Origin of the sequence: Streptomyces sp. NPDC026672, assembly GCF_040638185.1 — a bacterium.
Taxonomy (GTDB): Bacteria; Actinomycetota; Actinomycetes; order Streptomycetales; family Streptomycetaceae; genus Streptomyces.
The window spans coordinates 1-16,710 of sequence record NZ_JBEZXS010000041.1 but is presented as its reverse complement, the minus strand read 5'-3'; the positions used below and the strand labels follow the sequence as shown (position 1 = coordinate 16,710).

General features: G+C 72.9%; 11 protein-coding genes. 6 read left to right on the top strand and 5 right to left on the bottom strand.

All coding sequences use genetic code 11. The features are described 5' to 3' along the window. Window positions 1-7 precede the first annotated feature (7 nt). The 4 genes from AB0F77_RS34100 to AB0F77_RS34085 form a co-directional block, all read right to left on the bottom strand. The gene (locus tag AB0F77_RS34100) at window positions 8-643 is read right to left on the bottom strand and encodes a response regulator transcription factor (RefSeq protein ID WP_361955724.1); all 636 of its coding nucleotides are present in this window, start codon (window positions 641-643) and stop codon (window positions 8-10) included. After that, window positions 633-1,889 carry a sensor histidine kinase gene (locus tag AB0F77_RS34095; RefSeq protein ID WP_361955833.1) on the bottom strand — a complete coding sequence of 419 codons (1,257 nt, stop codon included), beginning with the start codon at window positions 1,887-1,889 and terminating at the stop codon, window positions 633-635. Before AB0F77_RS34095 ends, AB0F77_RS34100 begins: the two co-directional genes overlap by 11 nt. 26 nt (window positions 1,890-1,915) lie before the next feature. Continuing rightward, window positions 1,916-2,650 carry an ABC transporter permease gene (locus tag AB0F77_RS34090; protein WP_361955831.1) on the bottom strand — a complete coding sequence of 245 codons (735 nt, stop codon included), beginning with the start codon at window positions 2,648-2,650 and terminating at the stop codon, window positions 1,916-1,918. Window positions 2,651-2,730: 80 nt separating this feature from the next. Further along, entirely contained in the window at window positions 2,731-3,633 is a 903-nt protein-coding gene (locus AB0F77_RS34085; protein WP_361955722.1) for an ABC transporter ATP-binding protein, read from the bottom strand. A 214-nt stretch (window positions 3,634-3,847) separates the two neighbouring features. Between AB0F77_RS34085 and AB0F77_RS34080 the strand changes: the two genes are divergently transcribed. From AB0F77_RS34080 to AB0F77_RS34060, 5 genes are all read left to right on the top strand, one after another. Further along, on the top strand, window positions 3,848-5,929 hold the full coding sequence (locus AB0F77_RS34080; protein ID WP_361955720.1) for an ABC transporter ATP-binding protein: 2,082 nt from the start codon (window positions 3,848-3,850) through the stop codon (window positions 5,927-5,929). Beyond that, on the top strand, window positions 5,926-7,785 hold the full coding sequence (locus AB0F77_RS34075) for an ABC transporter ATP-binding protein (RefSeq protein WP_361955718.1): 1,860 nt from the start codon (window positions 5,926-5,928) through the stop codon (window positions 7,783-7,785). The genes AB0F77_RS34080 and AB0F77_RS34075 overlap by 4 nt, the downstream gene beginning before the upstream one ends. Window positions 7,786-8,114: 329 nt before the next feature. After that, window positions 8,115-10,154, top strand: coding sequence for a M4 family metallopeptidase (locus tag AB0F77_RS34070; protein ID WP_361955716.1), 2,040 nt, complete (start codon window positions 8,115-8,117; stop codon window positions 10,152-10,154). Window positions 10,155-10,394: 240 nt separating this feature from the next. Next, window positions 10,395-12,047, top strand: a complete 1,653-nt coding sequence (locus AB0F77_RS34065; RefSeq protein WP_361955714.1) for a M4 family metallopeptidase — start codon at window positions 10,395-10,397, stop codon at window positions 12,045-12,047. Between the two features lie 70 nt (window positions 12,048-12,117). Beyond that, on the top strand, window positions 12,118-12,645 hold the full coding sequence (locus AB0F77_RS34060; RefSeq protein WP_361955712.1) for a DUF1990 domain-containing protein: 528 nt from the start codon (window positions 12,118-12,120) through the stop codon (window positions 12,643-12,645). Between the two features lie 31 nt (window positions 12,646-12,676). Here AB0F77_RS34060 and AB0F77_RS34055 read toward each other — a convergent pair whose 3' ends face one another. Then, entirely contained in the window at window positions 12,677-15,295 is a 2,619-nt protein-coding gene (locus tag AB0F77_RS34055; RefSeq protein WP_361955710.1) for a glycosyltransferase family 1 protein, read from the bottom strand. 549 nt (window positions 15,296-15,844) lie between these two features. Here AB0F77_RS34055 and AB0F77_RS34050 point away from each other — a divergent pair. Next, window positions 15,845-16,710, top strand: an 866-nt coding sequence (locus AB0F77_RS34050; protein WP_361955708.1) for a maltotransferase domain-containing protein, incomplete at its 3' end; no start/stop codon positions are given.

Below are 16,710 nucleotides of genomic sequence, written 5' to 3'. Positions count from 1 at the left end.
GCCGGGGTCAGCCGAGGATGCCCCGGTCGTAGCCGACGGCGACCGCGGCGGCCCGGTCGTTGACGCCCAACTTGGCGTAGAGGTGGGTGAGATGGGTCTTCACGGTCGCCTCGCTGATGAACAGCTCGCGGGCGATCTCCCGGTTGGAGGTGCCCCGGGCGACCAGGGCCAGCACCTCGCGCTCGCGGGCGGACAGCGGTTCGTTGCCCGGGGCCCGGACGGCCGAGACCAGCCGGGAGGCGACGGCCGGGGAGAGCACCGTACGGCCCTCGGCGGCGGCGCGGACCGCGGTGAACAGCTCGTCGCGCGGGGCGTCCTTGAGCAGGTAGCCGGTGGCGCCCGCCTCGATCGCGGGGAGCGTGTCGGAGTCGGTGTCGTAGGTCGTCAGCACCAGGACGCGGGCGCGCGAGCCCTGCCGGGCGAGGGCCCGGATGGCGTCCACTCCGCCGCCGCCGGGCATGCGCAGGTCCATCAGGATCACGTCCGGGTCGAGGGCCGCGGCCCGTTCGACCGCCTGGACGCCGTCGGCCGCCTCGCCGAGGACCGCGAAGCCGGGCGCGGAGGCGAACATGCCGCGCAGGCCGTCCCGTACGACGGGGTGGTCGTCGACGATCAGCAGGGAGATCCGGGGCTCATCGGTCATCGCCGACCAACGGTACGCGAGCCGACACCGCCGTGCCGTGTCCGGGCTCCGACTCGACCGTGAGGGAGCCGGCGATGCGCTCGGCGCGGGCCCGCATGCCGTCCAGGCCGAAGCCGCCCGCGCGGGTGCGGGCGGGGACGGCGGCCGGGTCGAAGCCGGTGCCGTCGTCGCGGACGTCCAGGGTGACCTCGTCGCCCATGAAGGACAGGGTGACGCCGACGCGCTCGGGGCGGGCGTGCCGGGCGGCGTTCGACAGGGCTTCCTGGGCGATGCGCAGCAGGGTGGCGGAGACCTCGTCGTGGAGTTGCTCGGCGGTGCCGGTGAGGGTGAAGTCGGCGCGGGTGCCGGTGCGTTCGGCCCAGTCGTGGACGGTCCTGTGCAGGGCCTCGGGCAGTCCGGCGTCGGCGAGGGCGACGGGGGCGAGGTTGTGGACGGAGCGGCGGGCCTCGCCGAGGCTGTGCCGGGCCAGGGCCAGCGCGCGGCCGGCGTGCTCGCGGGCGGCCTCCGGGTCGGGGACGTTCGCCACCACCTGGAGCTGGGCGATGATGCCGGCCAGGCCCTGGGCGATGGTGTCGTGGATCTCGGCGGCGAGGCGGCGGCGTTCGTCGGCGACACCGGCCTCCCGTGCCTGGCGGAGGAGTTGGGCGTGCAGGGCGGCGTTCTCCTCCAGCGCCTGCTGCAACGCGCTGTTGGTGCGCTCCAGTTCGGTGATGGTGCCGGCCTGGACGCGGGCGCGTTCGTCCTCGGTGAGGGCCAGGCGGTCGAAGACGGCGACCAGGACCAGGGTGATGACGAGGATCGCCCCGAACAGCAGCCACTGCGAGCGCTCGCGCGGCGGCATCCCGCCGGACTGGGCACCGGCCATGGTGACGGCGGTGGCGAACAGTCCGGGGCCGCGCAGGCGTTCGGGCAGCAGACGGCGGGCGCCGAAGTAGCCGGTGAACGCGTAGAAGCAGAAGAACGGGTTGAGCCAGGTGAGGGCGAAGGCGATGACCCAGCGGACGGCGTAGTAGAGGACGCTGGTCCGCGACGGCCGTTGCCGGGCGACGGGTACGGTTCCCCACCACATCTGGAGGGCGAGCCCGGCGGCGACCAGGGCCCCGGCCGCGTACAGCTCGCCCCGTTCCATGCCGACCGGGCCTGCGGTCGCCGCCGCGAGCGCGGCACCGACCAGCAGCAGCCAGTACGGCGCCCGGTGGTTGACCGTCGCCCAGCGCTCCTCGACCCCCGTCACGTCCCCGCCCATGGGGCCAGTGTCGGGCACGGCGGTCCTCATTCCCAGCGGAACCAACGGCCCGCCGCCCCGGTGAGGAGCAGGATCCACACCACCAGGACGCCCAGGTGGGTCCAGCCCGGCCAGTGTCCCGCGGCGGCCCGGTCGAGGGCCTGGGCGGCGGCCCCGAAGGGGGTGTACCCGACGGCCCTGGCCAGTGGACCGGGCATGGCCCGCACCGGGAGCCAGACGCCGGCGCAGAACATCATGGGGAAGAACACCGCCGATCCGATCGCGCCGGCGATCTTCGTGGTGCGGGACAGGGCGGAGACCACCGAGCCGAGCGCCAGGGCGGCCAGCACGGCGAGCAGCAGGGCGAGGGCGTATCCGAGGGGCCGGCGCGGCAGTCGTACGTCGAAGACGAGCCGCCCGACGGCCAGGGCGAGCAGGGCGGAGGCGAGCGCGGCCGTGCCGAAGACCGTCATCTGCGCGGACAGCAGCGCGGCGGGGCGCACCGGGGTGACGGACATACGGCGCAGGATGCCGCGTTCGCGGTAGCCGGTGAGGCTCTGCGGCATGGACTGGAGGCCGCCGACGATCATGCCGAGCAGCACGGCGACCGGGACGTAGGCGTCGATGGGGCGCAGGCCGCCGAAGGAGTCGCCGGGCTGCCGGAAGGAGGGGATGGAGCCGAGGATGACGAGGAGCAGGGCCGGGAAGACCAGGATCCAGAAGACAGCGGCGGGTTCGCGGCGGAAGAGGCGCAGCTCGCTCCGCAGGACACCGAGGTGCAGTACGCGGAGGTGCGGGAGGCCGGTGTGCGGGGCGCCGGGGCCGGGGGCCGGGGCGGTGGCGGGTCGTGTGGTCGCGGGGTTCACGCGTCCTCCTTGGTCAGGTCGAGGAAGGCGTCGTCGAGCGTCGCGTCGAGGACGCGGAGCCGGTGGGCGGTGACGTGGCGGCGGGCGAGGAGGGTGAGGACGGCGTCGACCGTCTCGTCGGTGCCGGTGAGGGTGATCCGGCCGTCCTTGTACTCGACGGAGGCCAGCGCGGGCAGGGCGTCCAGGTCGGTGGCGTCCAGCGGCTCGGACGGGGTGAAGCCGATGACGGTGGAGCCCGCCGAGCGGCGGATCAGACCGGCCGGGGTGTCGAGCGCGGCGATCCGGCCGCGGTCGATCACGGCGATCCGGTCGCACAGCCGCTGGGCCTCCTCCATGAAGTGCGTGACGAGCAGGACGGTCACGCCGTCGGCCCGTACGTCCTCGATGAGCTGCCAGGTGTCGCGGCGGGCGCGGGGGTCGAGGCCGGTGGTGAGTTCGTCGAGCACGACGACCCGGGGGTTGCCGACGAGGGCGAGGGCGATGAACAGGCGCTGCTTCTGACCGCCGGAGAGCCTGCCGAAGCGGGCGGTGAGCCGGTCGGTGAGCCCGAGGCGCTCGGCGAGCGGACGCCAGTCGCGGGGGTCGGGGTAGAAGGAGGCGTGCAGTTCGAGCGCCTCGCGGACGGTGAGCTTGGCCTGGAGTTCGCTCTGCTGGAGCTGGGCGCCCAGGACGCGGGAGACTCGTTCGTGGTCGGTGACGGGGTCGAGCCCGGTCACCCGGACCCGCCCGCCGTCGGGGACGCGCAGCCCCTCGACGCACTCGACGGTGGTGGTCTTCCCCGCGCCGTTGGGCCCGAGGATCCCGAAGATCTCCCCCTCCTCGACGGCGAAGGAGACCCCGTCGACCGCACGGCGACCGGCGTAGGACTTGCGCAGCGCGCTGACTTCGATGACGGACATACCGAGAGCGTCCCGTTCCCGGCCCCTGCCCCGCATCGGCCGACCCGCTCGACCCGGCATCGTCCGATCGGTCGATGCCGGGCTACGACTCCCGCGCATCCGTGCGAGCGGGGCCGTACGGCTGCCCGAAACCGTGGTCGTGGGGCGGGCGGTGGGAGTTGTCCGGCCGAAACTCGCTGGGAGTGCGCGGCGGCGGTCCGTAGGCTCGCGGATGATGCCCACGACACGTGCCACCACCCAGGACCCTGCCGGCCGTTCCACCGTACGTACGCTGCTGCGTCTGTGGCCCTATGTCCGCCCGGTGCGGGTGCGATTGGCGACCGCGGCGTTCGTGGCGGTGGTCGCCTCCTGCACGGGACTGGTGATCCCGCTCGTCCTCAAGTGGATCGTGGACGGGCCCGTGGCCGACCGCGACACGGGCGGGGTGTGGCTCGGCGCGCTGTACCTGCTGCTGCTCGGTCTCGCGGAGGCGGGGCTGTTCGGGCTGCGGCGCTGGCTGGTGGCCCGGCCGCTGTCGCACGTCGAGGCGGAGATGCGGGCGGATCTGTACCGGCATCTGCAACGGTTGCCCGTCGCCTTCCACGACCGCTGGGCCTCCGGCCAGCTGCTGTCGCGGGGCACGACCGATCTGATGCTGCTGCGCATGTTCCTCGCGTTCCCGCTGACCTTCCTGCTGGTGAACGGGGTGACCATCCTCATCGGCGTGGTGATCATGCTGGTGCAGGACTGGACGCTGGGGCTGGTCATCCTGGGGCCGGCCGTGCCGGTGCTGTGGACGTGCGTGGTCTTCGAGCGGCGGTACGCGGAGGTGGCGCGGCGGGCGCAGGACCAGGTCGGCGACCTCACCACCCTCGTCGAGGAGAGCGTGCTCGGCATCCGCATCGTGAAGGGCTTCGGCCGGCACCGCAGCCAGGCACACGCGTTCCGGAAGCTGTCGTGGACGCTGCGCGGCACGGAGTTGCGCAAGGCGCGGCTGCTGGCGACGATCTGGGCCGTCATCGTGACGCTGCCCGAGGTGGCGATCGGGGCGGCGCTGGTCCTGGGCGTCGTGCAGGTCGCCGACGGCGACCTCTCCGCGGGCACGCTGGTCGCCTTCCTGAGCACCGCGCTGGCGCTGCGCTGGCCCGTGGACTCGATCGGCTTCCTCCTGGCCATGACCCAGGAGGCGGCAACAGCCACGGAACGCTATTTCGAGGTCATGACCGCAAAAGCAGAATCGAAAACCGTACCGGGGGCGGGGGCGGACGGTGCCGCGGGGGTTGGTGCGGGTGGGGGTACGGCGACCTTGCCGAGAGACCGCGCGGCCGTGGAAGACCCGGCGAAGGCCCCGGCCGACGGAGGCGCAGGGGACTCGGCGCACGTCGCAGCTCGCGCGAGTGGCGAGGGCGCGGCGGGTCTCGTGGTCGGGGCGGGGGCGGACGGTTCCGTGGGGGTTGGTGCGGGTGGGGGTGGGATGCGGTTCGATGGGGTGCGGTTCTGTTATCCCGACGCCGATCCGGGCTCGGCGCCGATCCTCGAACTCGTCGATCTGCACGTCCGCCCCGGTGAGTCCATGGCGCTCGTCGGGGCGACCGGGAGCGGCAAGACCACGCTCACCGCGCTCGTCCCCCGCCTCCACGAGGTGACCGAGGGGCGGATCACCCTCGACGGGGTGGACATCACCTCCCTGCCCCGCGAGGAACTGCGCGCCATGGTCGCCGTGGCCTTCGAGGAGCCCACCCTCTTCTCGGCGAGCGTCGGCGAGAACGTGCTGATGGGCGCCGACGGCACCGCGGGCGCCCCGGAGCTGGCGCGGGCCCTCGACGTCGCGCAGGCCGGGTTCGCGCACGCGCTGCCGCAGGGCACCGACACACAGGTGGGCGAGCAGGGCCTGAGCCTGTCCGGCGGACAGCGGCAGCGGCTGGCGCTCGCGCGGGCCGTGGTCGGCCGGCCCCGCTTCCTCGTCCTGGACGACCCGCTCTCCGCGCTCGACGTGCACACCGAGGCCGCCGTGGAGGCCGCGCTGCGCCGGGTCCTCGCGGACACCACCGCCCTCATCGTGGCTCACCGCCCCTCCACCGTCCTGCTCGCCGACCGCGTCGCCCTCCTCTCGCAGGGCAGGATCGCGGCGGTCGGCACCCACCAGGAACTCCTGCGCACCAACCCGGAGTACGCCCATCTGATGTCCGGCCGGGAGACCGAACCCGAGGAACCCTCACCACCGCCACCGTTCCCCGCACCCGCCGCCCGTGAGGCCCAAGAAGCCCGCGAAATCGACGAAGCCCGTGCGGCCCAGGAAGCGGAGGACGCCCGATGACCGCCCCCACCGCCTCCCTCCCCGGCGTCGGTGACGAGGACGAACTCCCCGGCGCGGCCCCGTCGGACGACCCCTTCGACCGGGACGTCCTGCCCACCCCGCCCGGCGCCACGGCCACCCTGCTGCGGTCGCTGCTCGCGCCGATGCGGGCCCGGGTCGCGGTGACCACCCTGCTCCTGCTGCTCCAGCAGGCCGCCGTGCAGGCGGGCCCGCTGCTGGTGGCGTACGCCATCGACCGCGCCGTGCCGGCGTTCCGGCACCACGACCACGGTCCGCTGATCGCGGTCGGGGTCGGCTACGCGCTGTGCTCGCTGCTGTCGGGCGTCCTCCAGTTCGCGTTCATCGACGCCTCCGCCCGCGTCAACCAGGACGTGCTGCTCGACCTGCGCGGCCGGATCTTCCGCCACGCGCAGGCGCTGAGCGTCGACTTCCACGAGCGCTACACCTCGGGCCGGCTGATCTCCCGTTCCACGACGGACGTCGAGTCGCTGCGCGAACTGCTCAGTGAGGGCCTCCAGGAACTCGTCACCGTCATCCTGTCGTTCGTCTACATCTCGGCGATGCTGCTCTGGCTCGATCTGGGCCTCGGCGCGGTAGCGGTGGCCTCGTTCGTCCCCCTGTACCTGCTGGTACGGCTCTACCAGCGGCGCGCCGGACGGGTGTTCGAGGCCCGCTCCACCGCGATCGCGGCCGTGATCGTCAAGTTCGTGGAGACGATGAACGGCATCCGCCCGGTGCGCACGTTCCGCCGGGAGGCCGCGAACGACGCCGCGTTCCGGGTCCTGAACCGCCGGCACGAGCGCACCAACGGCGACGCCCTGCTGGAGATGGCCCGTTATGTCGTCGGCTCCCGGGTGGTCGCCAACACGGCGGTCGCCCTGATCGTCCTGTGGGGCGCCCACCGGGTGGCGTCCGGCTCGCTGGAACTGGGCGTGCTGGCCGCGGCGGTGCTGTACCTGCGGCGCCTGTACGACCCCATCGACCGGATGGGCATGTTCCTCAACTCGTACCAGTCGGCCGCCGCCTCCCTGGAGAAGATCGCCGGTCTGCTCGCCCAGGTGCCGTCGGTCCCCGAGCCGTCCGTGCCGAGTGAACTTCCGCCGCGCGAAGGCGGGTTCCCCGGGCGCGAGGTCGTCTTCGACGGGGTGCGGTTCGCGTACCGCACGGGCGGCGAGGTGCTGCCCCGCTTCGATCTGACGCTCCCGGCCGGGCAGACCGTCGCGGTCGTCGGCTCGACCGGCGCGGGCAAGTCGACGCTGGCCAAGCTGCTCGCCCGGTTCTACGACCCCTCCGACGGCCGGGTCCTGCTCGACGGCGTCGACCTGCGCGAGCTGGCCCTGCCCGAACTGCGGCGCGGGGTGGTGATGGTGACGCAGGAGGCGTTCCTGTTCTCCGGGACGGTCGCCGACAACATCGCCGTCGGGCGCCCGGACGCCGGCCGTGAGGAGATCGAGCGGGCGGCGAAGGCCATCGGCGCGCACGAGTTCATCAGCGCCCTGCCCGACGGCTACGACACGGACGTCCGCAGGCGCGGCGGTCGCATCTCGGCGGGTCAGCGCCAACTGGTGTCGTTCGCACGGGCGTTGCTGGCCGACCCGGCGGTGCTGATCCTGGACGAGGCGACCAGTTCGCTGGACGTGCCCGGCGAACGGGCCGTGCAGCGCGCGATGTCGACGGTGCTGAAGGGCCGTACGGCGGTGATCGTCGCGCACCGGCTGTCCACCGTGGAGATCGCCGACCGGGTGCTGGTGATGGAGCACGGCCGGATCGTCGAGGACGGCGAGCCAGCCGAACTGATCGCCGGCACGGGCCGGTTCGCCGATCTGCACCGGGCGTGGCGGGACAGTCTCGCATAGCGGACACGGGGGCGGCCGGGTCCCGGCCGCCCCCGCCCGTACGCGGAGCCGACGGCCGCGGACGACCGTCCGCATACCGAACGGGAACATCCGGTCAACGACCGCAATCCGGCCAAATTCCTGACGCGCACCTGACAGGCGGCACAAACTCCTGCCACTCTTCCCGGGTCCGGCCCACAGCGGCCCCACAGCCGCCACGCGATCTGCACGGGCCGGTCCTGCACGCGCACGTGGTTCCGCGTCACGCCCAGTTCTGCCCGGGCCGCGCATCCCCGCACCCGGAACTCCCCTGGCCGCGCGACCCCGCGGTCACGCAGAAGGAGTCAGTGTTGAGCAGCAGTTCCTCTCGCAGACGCACCCCCCGCGCCCCGCGCCACCGCACCGCCGCGGTCGCCCTCGCCGGTGTCGCCGCGCTGGTCGCCGCCGCCGTCCAGTCGGGGGCCGCGAGCGCGGCCCCGTCGGCCCCGGCCCCCACCGGCCGGGCGAACCCCGCCCACCTCGCGGTCCAGCTCACCCCCGCGGAGCGCACCGGGCTGATCCGTGACGCCGGCGCCGCCCAGGCGGGCACGGCCCGCGCGCTCGGGCTCGGCGCGAAGGAGAGACTGGTCGTCAAGGACGTCGTCAAGGACGCCGACGGCACCCTGCACACCCGCTACGAGCGCACCTACGCGGGCCTGCCCGTGCTCGGCGGCGACCTCGTCGTGGAGAGCACCCCCTCGGGCGCGACCCGGAACGTCGTCAGGGCGACCGGCGCGGCCCTGGACGTCACCGACCTCACCCCGGCGGTCCCCGCGGCCACGGCCGAGAAGCAGGCCGTGGCGCGCGCGAAGGCGCTGGGCGGCACCGAGTCGGCGGCGGACGGCGTCCGCAAGGTGATCTGGGCGGCCTCCGGCACGCCCGTCCTCGCGCTCGAAACCGTCGTCGGCGGCTTCCAGGACGACGGCACCCCCAACGAGCTCCACGTCGTCACCGACGCCGCCACCGGCAAGAAGCTGCACGAGTACCAGGCCGTCGAGACCGGCGTGGGCAACACCCAGTACAGCGGGCAGGTCACGCTGACGACGACCCAGTCGGGTTCGACGTACACGCTGACCGACGGGGCGCGCGGCGGCCACCGGACGTACAACCTGAACCGCGGCAGCTCCGGCACGGGCACGCTGTTCTCGCAGACCAGCGACACCTGGGGCAACGGCACGGTCTCCAACGCGGCGACGGCCGGCGCGGACGCGCACTACGGCGCCGCCGAGACCTGGGACTTCTACAAGAACACGTTCGGCCGCAACGGCATCAGGAACGACGGCGTGGGCGCCTACTCCCGGGTCCACTACGGCAACAACTACGTCAACGCGTTCTGGCAGGACAGCTGCTTCTGCATGACGTACGGCGACGGTTCGGGCAACGCCAAACCGCTCACCGCGATCGACGTGGCCGGCCACGAGATGAGCCACGGCGTCACCTCCAACACCGCGGGGCTCGTCTACTCCGGCGAGTCGGGCGGGTTGAACGAGGCGACCTCCGACATCTTCGGTTCCGGCGTGGAGTTCTACTCGGGCAACTCCAGCGACGTCGGCGACTACCTCATCGGCGAGAAGATCGACATCAACGGCAACGGCACCCCGCTGCGCTACATGGACAAGCCGAGCAAGGACGGCGCGTCCAAGGACAGCTGGTACTCGGGGATCGGGTCGGTCGACGTGCACTTCTCGTCGGGCCCGGCGAACCACTTCTTCTATCTGCTGGCCGAGGGCAGCGGCACCAAGACGATCAACGGTGTGACCTACAACTCGGCGACGGCGGACGGCCTTCCGGTCACCGGCATCGGCCGCGACAAGGCGCTCCAGATCTGGTACCGGGCGCTGACCACGAAGTTCACCTCGACGACCAACTACGCGGCCGCCCGCACCGGCACCCTCGCGGCGACGGGTGAGCTCTACGGCACGACGAGCGCCGAGTACAAGGCCGTGCAGGACGCCTGGGCCGGCGTGGCGGTCGGCTCCCGCCCGGGCGGCGGTGGTGGCGGCACGACGTACGAGAGCACCGCGCCGGTGTCGATCCCGGACAACGGGGCCGCGGTCACCTCGTCGATCGCGGTCTCCGGGCGCACCGGGAACGCCCCGGCCGCCCTCCAGGTGTCCGTGGACATCACCCACACCTGGCGCGGTGACCTGGTGGTCGACCTGCTCGGCCCGTCGGGCACCGCGTACCGCCTCAAGAGCTTCAGCTCCTCGGACTCGGCGGACGACGTGAACGCCACGTACACGGTGAACGCCTCGTCGGAATCGGCCAATGGGACCTGGCGGCTGCGGGTCCAGGACCAGGCGTCGCAGGACACCGGCCGGATCAACGGCTGGAGGCTGACCTTCCCGTAAACCGCGGCGCACGCGGCGGGAACGGGGTGGCGTCCCGGGGAACCGGCTCCCCGGGACGGCGCCCGTTCACACGGCCGAAACGTTCTTCGGACAGTCGGTTTCCGGCCAACGTCCTCACAGGGTCCTGACATGTACGCGTCGATGCTGGCACGCTTCCCTCACCCGCCGCACAGCAGCTTCACAACAGCATCCCGGGTCGCACCCCCACACGGCCCGACTCCCCCACCTGAAGGAGCTTGCGTGAGCCCCCGCTACGCGCGTCACCAGCGCACCACTCTGGCCATCGCCACCGCGGTCGCCGCCGGAGCCCTGCTCACCACGGGCCTGACCACCACCGCCTCGGCCCAGGTCCCCGCAGGGAGCACCACCACCACCCCGGCCGCCGCCCCCACGGCGCTCACCGCCTCGGCGCGCACCACCCTCATCCAGCAGGCGCAGGACGACGCCGCCGGCACCGCGCGGGAGATAGGTCTCGGCGCCCAGGAGAAGCTGGTCGTCAAGGACGTCGTCAAGGACACCGACGGCACCCTCCACACCCGCTACGAGCGCACCTACGCGGGCCTGCCCGTGCTCGGCGGCGACCTCGTCGTCCACACCTCGCCGGCCGGCGCGACCGAGGGCGTCACCAAGGCCACGCAGGCGGCCGTCAAGGTGTCCTCGCTCAAGCCGCAGATCAGCGCCGCCACCGCCGAGAAGCAGGCCGTGGGCGCCGCCAGGACGCTCGGGTCCGCCGAGTCGTCCTCCGACGGCGCGCGCAAGGTGATCTGGGCCGGCTCGGGCACGCCCGTCCTCGCCTACGAGACCGTCGTCGGCGGCTTCCAGGACGACGGCACCCCCAACCAGCTGCACGTCATCACCGACGCCGCCACCGGCAAGAAGCTCTACGAGTACCAGGGCATCGAGACCGGCTCCGGCAGGACGCTGTACTCGGGCACGGTCACCCTCAACACGACCAGGTCCGGGTCGACGTACCAGCTGACCGACTCCACGCGCGGCGGCCACAGGACGTACAACCTCGCGCGCAGGACCTCGGGCACCGGCACGCTGTTCACCGATGCGGACGACGTGTGGGGCACCGGCGCGGCCTCCAGCTCGTCCACGGACCAGACCGCCGCCGCCGACGCCGCCTACGGCGCGCAGCTCACCTGGGACTTCTACAAGAACACCTTCGGCCGCAGCGGCATCCGCAACGACGGTGTCGCCGCCTACTCCCGCGTCCACTACAGCAGCGGCTACGTCAACGCCTTCTGGGACGACAGCTGCTTCTGCATGACCTACGGCGACGGCTCGGGGAACACCCACCCGCTGACCGCGATCGACGTGGCCGGCCACGAGATGAGCCACGGCGTCACCTCCAACACCGCGGGACTCAACTACAGCGGCGAGTCCGGCGGCCTGAACGAGGCGACCTCCGACATCTTCGGCACGGGCGTGGAGTTCTCCGCGAACAACGCCAACGACGTCGGCGACTACCTCATCGGCGAGAAGATCAACATCAACGGCAACGGCACCCCGCTGCGCTACATGGACAAGCCGAGCAAGGACGGCGCCTCGGCGGACTCCTGGTCCTCCAGCGTTGGCGGCAAGGACGTCCACTACTCCTCGGGCGTCGCGAACCACTTCTTCTACCTGCTGTCCGAGGGCAGCGGCTCGAAGACCATCAACGGCGTGGCCTACAACTCGCCGACGTCCAACGGCTCCACGGTCACCGGCATCGGCCGCGCCAAGGCGCTCCAGATCTGGTACAAGGCGCTGACGACGTACTTCACGTCGACGACCAACTACAAGTCGGCCCGCACCGGCACCCTGTCGGCGGCGGCCGCGCTGTACGGCTCCGGCAGCGCCGAGTACAACGCGGTGGCGGCGGCCTGGTCGGCGGTCAACGTCAGCTGACCGCGCGCACGTCGACGGTGGCGGCACCCGGGGGCGAGGGCTCCCGGGTGCCGCCCTAGTCTTGGGTGTCATGCCCACGGACTCTTCGGCGGACTTCACCTACGAGCCGGTCGGCGCGACCCGCGAAAGCCACATGGTCTGCCCGCCCGGCTTCCACCCCCTGCATGTGCGCACCCGTGTCGGCGAGGGTCAGGAGGTGTTCCGCCGGGCCGCCGACGCCCTCCTGACCTGGGAGCTGCACCGCGCGCTCGGCGTGGGCATCAACGCGACGGCGGAGCGCGCGGCACCCGGCGTCGACGTCACGGTCACCCTGGCGGGCGTCATCAAGGCACCGTGCCGGGTGGTCTGGACGACCGAGGAACACCGCCGCGCGGGCTGGGCCTACGGCACCCTCGCCGGCCACCCCGAGCGCGGCGAGGAGGCGTTCGTGGTGGACCGCACCGGCGACGGCACCGTCTGGCTGACGATCACCGCGTTCAGCCGCCCGGCCAAGTGGTACGCCCGCGCGGGCGGCCCGGCCACCCGCGGCCTCCAGCACGCCTACGCCCGCAGATGCGGAGCGGTCCTGCGCCGGCTGTGCGCGGACACCGAGGACTGACCCGCCGTACGCCCCGCCCGGTGCCGTCCGCTCAGCGCAGCAGGACCCCCGCGCCCTCCGTCGCGTCGTCCGGTGGGACCGAGACGAGGCCCAGTTCGGCGCCGGTGGCGAGGAGGCGGTGGGAGGGCAGGACGCGGACCGTGTAGCCGTAGGGGCCCGTGCGGTCGAGGGACAGGGGGCCCTCGTAGGACCAGCGGCCCTCCAGGTCGGGGCCGCCCACCGGCTTCAGCGGGACCGCCGTCGCGTCGGCGATGCGGTCCTCCGCGTCGACCCGCCCGGACACCGCCTGCACCTCGACGTCGTCGGGCCCGAGGTCGCCGAGGTGGACACGGACGCGCAACCCCAGCGTGGCGCCCAGCTCCGCCGTGGCGGTGGCCGCCGTCGTCTCCACGTGGTCGACCCGTACCCCGTGCCACCCGGCGCGCACCCGCGCCTTCCAGCCCGCCAGTTCCCGCGCCGCGTCCGCGGTGAGGGAGCGGTGCGCGTGGGCGGCCGGTGTGTAGAGCCGCTCGACGTACTCGCGCACCATCCGCCCGGCCAGCACCTTCGGGCCGAGCAGGGTGAGGGTCTGGCGGACCATCTCGATCCACCGGTCGGGCAGTCCGCTCTGCCCGCGCTCGTAGAACCGGGGCGTCACCCGCTGTTCGAGCAGGTCGTAGAGGGCCGCGGCCTCCACGTCGTCCCGGTGCTCGGGGTCCGTGCCCGGCCCGTCCGCCGTGGGGATCGCCCAGCCGAAGTCGGGCTGGAACCACTCGTCCCACCAGCCGTCCAGGACGGACAGGTTGAGGCAGCCGTTGAGCGCGGCCTTCATCCCTGAGGTGCCGCACGCCTCCAGCGGGCGCAGCGGGTTGTTGAGCCAGATGTCGCAGCCGGGGTAGAGCTTCTGCGCCATCGCCATGCCGTAGTCGGGCAGGAAGACGATGCGGTGGCGCACGCGCGGGTCGTCGGCGAAGCGGACCAGTTCCTGCACCAGCCGCTTGCCGCCGTCGTCGGCCGGGTGCGCCTTGCCCGCCACCACGATCTGGACGGGCCGCTCGGGGTGCAGGAGCAGGTCCATGAGCCGGTCGCGGTCGCGCAGCATCAGCGTCAGCCGCTTGTACGAGGGGACGCGCCGCGCGAAGCCGATGGTCAGCACGTCGGGGTCGAGCACGCCGTCGATCCAGCCCAGCTCGGCCGTGCCGGCACCGCGCTGGCGCCAGGAGGCGCGCAGCCGGCCGCGCACCTCGGTCACCAGCTGCTCGCGCAGGGTGCGGCGCAGCTCCCAGACGTCCTGGTCGGCGACGTCCGCGACGACGTCCCAGCGGTCCGAACCGCCGGACGCCAGCTCGTCCTCGGTGCGCTCGGCGCCGATCCTGCGCGCGCCGAGCCGGAAGACCTCGGGGGCGACCCAGGTCGGGGCGTGCACCCCGTTGGTGACGGAGGTGATCGGCACCTCGTCGTGGTCGAACCCGGGCCACAGCCCGGAGAACATGCCCCGGCTGACGTTGCCGTGCAGCAGTGAGACGCCGTTGGCGCGCTGGGCGAGCCGCAGCCCCATCACGGCCATGTTGAACAGGTTGGGCTCGCCGCCCGGGTAGGTCTCCATGCCCAGGTTCAGGACGCGCTGGACGTCGATGCGCGGGAGTTCGGCGTCGGGCCCGAAGTGCCGGGCGACCAGCTCGCGGTCGAAGCGGTCGATGCCGGCCGGGACGGGCGTGTGGGTGGTGAAGACGGTCCCGGCCCGCACCGCCTCCAGTGCCGCGTCGAAGTCGAGCCCCCGGTCGGTGAGTTCGTTGATCCGCTCCAGGCCGAGGAAGCCCGCGTGCCCCTCGTTGGTGTGGAAGACCTCGGGCTCGGGGTGCCCGGTCAGCCGGCAGTACGTCCGTACCGCCCGGACACCTCCTATGCCGAGCAGCATCTCCTGGAGCAGCCGGTGCTCGCTGCCGCCGCCGTAGAGCCGGTCGGTGACGCCGCGTTCACCGAGGTCGTTCTCCTCGACGTCGGAGTCGAGCATCAGCAGCGGGACCCGACCGACCTGGGCCAGCCAGATCCGGGCGTGCAGCAGCCGGCCGCCGGGCAGCGCGAGGGTGACCTGGGCGGGGGTGCCGTCGGCGTCCTTGAGCGGGACGACGGGTAGTTCGTTGGGGTCGAGCACGGGGTAGTGCTCCTGCTGCCAGCCGTCCCGGGAGAGGGTCTGCCGGAAGTAGCCGTGCCGGTAGAGCAGGCCCACGCCGATGAGGGGCACGCCGAGGTCGCTGGCCGCCTTGAGGTGGTCGCCGGCGAGGATGCCGAGGCCGCCGGAGTACTGGGGCAGGGCCGCGGTGATGCCGAACTCGGGCGAGAAGTAGGCGACGGCGGACGGGAGTTCGGCGGACCGGGTCTGGTACCAGCGCTCTCCGGTGACGTAGTCGGTCAGGTCGTCGGCGGCTGCGGTGAGCCGGCGCAGGAAGCGGCGGTCCTCGGCGAGTTCGGCCAGGCGCGCGGGCGGCACGCTGCCCAGCAGCCGTACGGGGTCGCCCTCGGAGGCGGCCCAGCGTTCGGGGTCGACGGTCTGGAAGAGGTCGCGCGTCTCCGCGTGCCAGGACCAGCGCAGATTGCGCGCCAGGTCGCTCAGCGGCCGGAGGGGTTCGGGGAGAACGGGACGGACGGTGAACCGGCGGATCGCCTTCACATTCCACCTCGGGCGCGTTGCACGGTGAGGCGCACGGCGGTGTGCGCCTCGTGGTCTGTGACGACGGTACCGGTGTTGTCCCCGGCTCGCGGCGGGCTTCGCCGGGTGGTCGCGACCCTGTCCGTTCCTTGACCGGTATGGCCGATTCCACCCCCGCGGGTGTCCTTGTCGCGCCCGCCCGTGCACGAGAGGCTGCCCGGGTACGCCGAGGAGGGGACCACGACCTGTGAGACGGACGCGAACACGGTGGAACGAGTACCTGGTCGGGCAGCGCTCCGGGCGACAGGGGCGGGACCGGGCTCGCCGGGCAAAATGTTCCGCGTGCCGTGGCGGTGGTGGCAGAGTGTCGCTCGCCGGCCCCGTGCGCACCGGACGGGGCCTGTCTTGTGCGTAGACGACGCACAAGGAGTTAACAACGCGCCGGATTGTTCATCCGAATAGGGTGGGAAGGCTCTTCCGGTACGCCCCAGGCTCGCCACAGCAGTATCCGCAGGACCCCCTCCCCACATCCATCCGCCCACACCTCAGTTGATGCGGACAGGAGCGGTCATGCCCGCCACGCACCATTCGTCAGCACCACCGACAAGCGACAGGAACGGCCCGGGGACCGGTACGCCGGAACGCTCGGCCCCCGTCGCGGAACCGACGGACCGGGCGGACACCCGGCCGGCGTCCCGGGAGCGATCCTCCGGAGCACAGGACACCGCCGTCGGCCGTATACCCGTCCTCGACGTCCGCCCCGTGGTCCTCCACGGGAAGCGGCCCGCCAAGGCGGTCACCGGAGAGTCCTTCGAGATCTCGGCCACCGTGTTCCGCGAGGGTCACGACGCCGTGTCGGCCAATGTCGTCCTGCGGGACCCGGAGGGACGTCCGGGTCCGTGGACGCCGATGCGTGAACTCGCCCCGGGCACCGACCGCTGGGGCGCCACCGTCACGGCCGGCGCACCCGGCCCGTGGACGTACACGGTCGAGGCGTGGGGCGACCCGGTCGCCACCTGGCAGCACCACGCCGAGATCAAGATCCCGGCCGGCATCGACACGGATCTGGTCCTGGAGGAGGGCGCGCTGCTGTACGAGCGGGCCGCCGCCGGGGTGCCCGTCGAGGGCGGGGAGCGTGGGCGCGTCCTGGCGGCGGCGGCCACCCTGCGCGACGACGGCCGGCCGGCCGCCTGGCGACTGGCGGCGGCGTTGGCGCCGGAGGTGGTGGGGGTGCTGGCCCGGTATCCCCTGCGGGAACTGGTCACCGCGTCGCAGGCGTTGCCGCTGCTGGTGGAGCGGGAGCGGGCGTTGTTCGGGTCGTGGTACGAGTTCTTCCCCCGCTCCGAGGGCACCCCGCAGCAGCCGCACGGCACGTTCCGCACGGCGGCGCGGCGGCTGGAGGCGATCGCCGCGATGGGCTTCGACGTCGTCTACCT